We start from the raw sequence: 3292 nt of genomic DNA, 5'->3' as shown, positions 1-3292 counted from the left end.
GTCTTGCCCCTTGCTGTGCGACTGCGACCGCACGATCGTCTCGGCATATTCCTGGACTCGGAATAGTGGCGCAGCGTGTGCATCGACACGCACCAATCCGCGACAGCCCTCGAGTACAGGCTGTACCGCAATAGCAATGCGGCGCCGGCGCTGCCGAGCTACCTGGGCCGTGTGCTGACCGACAACCGACACGGCCTGGTGGTGGACGTGCAGGCCAGCCCGTCCGAGGGCACGGCCGAACGCGACATCGCCGCTCAGATGTTGGTCGACGTGGCCAAGCCAGACAAGCGGGTAACGGTGGACGCTGACAAGGCCTACGCCACCTGGGGCTTCATGAAGGCGTGCCGCGAGATCGACGGGACGCCGCACGTGGCGCAGAACACCCGTCGTATCGGCGGCATCACCATCGACGGGCGCACGACCAAGCACGTCGGCTACGAGGTCAGCCAGCGCAAGAGAAAGCGCATCGAGCAGTGCTTCGGCTGGGGCAAGCTCGTCGACCAAAAAGAAAACGACCGGAGGCGGGTTGGCTGTCGAAGCGGAAAGCGGGTCAGAAGCTGGCCCACTCCCCGCCGGTGCCGGTCTTGGCCGGCGCGGCGTCGGCGGTCTGCGCCGAGGTCGACGTCGGGTTGGCAGCCTTGCCCTTGGCGCTGCCGAACTTCGGCCGCGTGACGTTCTTTGCGCGGTCTGGCCCGCGGCGCTCGGCCGCCGGGAGCGACGCGGCCATCGTCGCGGGTGCACGCTGCACCGCATCGCCCTGCGAGAGCTTGAACACCGCCACCGCCGAGACCAGCTGCTGCGCCTGCTCCTTCAGGCTCTCGGCGGCCGCTGCGGACTCTTCGACCAGGGCCGCGTTCTGCTGCGTGGCCTGGTCCATCTGCGTCACGGCTTCGCCGACCTGGGCCACACCCGCACTCTGCTCCTGGCTGGCCGCACTGATCTCGCCCATGATGTCGGTCACGCGCTTGATGCTGCTGACGACTTCGCTCATCGTCGTGCCGGCCTGGTCCACCAGGGCAGTGCCCTGCTCGACCCGCTCGACGCTGGCAGTGATCAAGGTCTTGATCTCCTTGGCGGCATCGGCGCTGCGACCGGCCAGGCTGCGGACTTCCGAGGCCACGACCGCGAAACCGCGGCCCTGCTCGCCAGCGCGTGCCGCTTCGACGGCGGCGTTCAGGGCAAGGATATTGGTCTGGAAGGCGATGCCGTCGATCACGCTGATGATGTCGGCGATCTTCTTGGAGCTGTCGTTGATGCCCTTCATCGTCGTGATGACCTGCGAGACGACCTCGCCGCCCTTGATCGCGACGGTGGAGGCGCCCAGGGCCAGCTGATTGGCCTGCTTGGCGTTGTCGGCGTTCTGCTTGACGGTGGAGCTCAGCTCTTCCATCGAAGCCGCGGTCTCTTCAAGCGCCGAGGCCTGCTCTTCGGTGCGGGCCGACAGGTCGTTGTTGCCTTGCGAGATCTGGGTGGAGGCGATAGCGACGCTCTCGGCGTTCTGGCGCACGCCGCCGACGATGCGGGTCAGGTTGTCCTTCATGTTCGACAGGGCGCCGAGCAGTTGCGCGGTCTCGTCCTTGCCATCACCGCTGAGGTCGACTGTCAGGTCACCTTCGGCAACGCGGCCCGCGGCGTCCTTGGCGCGGTTCATCGGCGCCGTGATCGAACGGGTGATCAGCCAACCTAGCAGCATGGCCAGGACCATGCTGATGACATTGGTCGCGATCAGCAGGTTGCGTGCATGCTGGTAGTCGGCCACGGCCTGTTCGTACTGCTTCTCGGTGTTGGCTTCCTGGTAGGCCATGCTTTCGTGGAGGGCATCCTGCCACTTCTGCGTTGCCGGTCCGCTTTCTTTTATCAGCAGCGGTACCGCTTCGGCATCCTTGCCGGCGAGTGCGAATTCGAGGACCTTGACGTTCAGCGGCAGTGCCGCTTCACGTGCCTGCAGAACCTTGGCGTTGTTGACCTTGCCGGTTTCGCTGGCGGGAAACTGCTGCAGTGCCTCCCAGCTCTTTGCGTAGCTCTCGCGCTCCTTGATCACTTTGGTCATCTCGCGCTCCATCTCTGCCTTGTCTTCGAGCAGCACGATCGTGGTGATGGCGCGCGCGATGATGTGCTGCGACTCCGCCATGTCGTTGTTGAGCTTGACCTTGACGTTGTTGTCCTTGACTATGTCTTCCAGGTTGTTCTCGATGCTCGAGAGCTTGCTCAGTGCCAACCCGGCCGAGGCCAGCGACAGCAGCACGACCGCGCCGAAAGCGACGGCCAAGCGCGTGCCGATCTTGAAATCTGCAAATTTCATGGTGTGTGTTCTCCGAAAGTGGGAGCGGGTTTACTGCAGCGTGTGTTCGATCAGGCCCATCTCGGCTCCGGTCATGAGTTTTTCGATGTCGACGAGGATCAACATGCGCTGATCAATCGCGCCGATCGCCAACAAGTGGTCGCTGGCAATCGCCGAACTGAACTCGGGGACGGGGCGCAGTTGCTCGGGGGACAAGGTGATCACGTCGGAGACGGCGTCGACGACCATGCCAACGACGCGCGAGCCGATGTTCAGGACGATCACGACGGTGAAGCTGTCGTAGCTGGCCTGCTCGAGGTTGAACTTCAGCCGCATGTCGACGATCGGCACGATCACGCCGCGCAGGTTGATCACACCCTTGATGAAGTCGGGCGCATTGGCGATGCGGGTGGGCTCCTCATAGGAGCGGATCTCCTGCACGCGCAGGATGTCGATGCCGTACTCCTCGGCGCTGAGCTTGAACGCCAGGAACTCGCGCAGCGAGGTCAGGATGGCGGCGGTGATGGGCGGCATTGCCGCCTCCGCAGTCTGGAGGGTGGGGGTGGTCAAGGCAGGGGTCCTTTGAACTGATCGGTCGACAACGAACCGGGTCTGGCGCCGTACATCCTGTGCCGTCCCGACGCATCTTCGACAAATCGTCGACGAGTCGGTCTGGCAATAACGACCGCAAAGGTCGACCAGTTCTAATCGCCCCGCGATGTCAGGGGCCAGGGGCCAGGGCGGCTGGTACGGGATTACGTACCTCGTGACCCACGGTGACGTAGCCGGTGGACAGCGCCGGTCGCGAAGATTCGGCTGTCCAGGACGGCTAAGGCAACGCTGAATAAGCTGCTGTATTCGGTCGTCCAGTAGTGACATTGCACGAGACGCGCCATTTGGAGCCAGCTTTCGCTGGTTTGGCGCGAAATGGATGCAGGTTCGCACGCGCTCTGACGCGTTTCGGGCCGCGCAGCGGGCCACAGGCTCGCTTCTCGCCCCTTATGGGCGCAC

At 64.1% G+C, this 3292-nt stretch carries 2 protein-coding genes and 1 pseudogene; 1 reads left to right on the top strand and 2 read right to left on the bottom strand.

Features of this window, described 5'->3' with window-relative positions; all coding sequences use genetic code 11:
* Positions 1 to 87 precede the first annotated feature (87 nt).
* Positions 88 to 498: pseudogene (locus H0W38_RS19305) on the top strand (transposase); the annotation flags it as partial.
* A 52-nt stretch (positions 499 to 550) separates the two neighbouring features.
* Here H0W38_RS19305 and H0W38_RS19300 read toward each other — a convergent pair.
* Positions 551 to 2302 carry a methyl-accepting chemotaxis protein gene (locus tag H0W38_RS19300; RefSeq protein WP_292457201.1) on the bottom strand — a complete coding sequence of 584 codons (1752 nt, stop codon included), beginning with the start codon at positions 2300 to 2302 and terminating at the stop codon, positions 551 to 553.
* A 30-nt stretch (positions 2303 to 2332) separates the two neighbouring features.
* Positions 2333 to 2815, bottom strand: a complete 483-nt coding sequence (locus H0W38_RS19295; RefSeq protein ID WP_292457204.1) for a chemotaxis protein CheW — start codon at positions 2813 to 2815, stop codon at positions 2333 to 2335.
* Between the last annotated feature and the right edge of the window lie 477 nt (positions 2816 to 3292).

It is taken from the genome of Methylibium sp. (genome assembly GCF_013817365.1).
Lineage (GTDB): Bacteria > Pseudomonadota > Gammaproteobacteria > Burkholderiales > Burkholderiaceae_C > Methylibium.
Note: the sequence above shows the minus strand (reverse complement) of the source record. Positions and strands in the feature narration are given on the sequence as shown.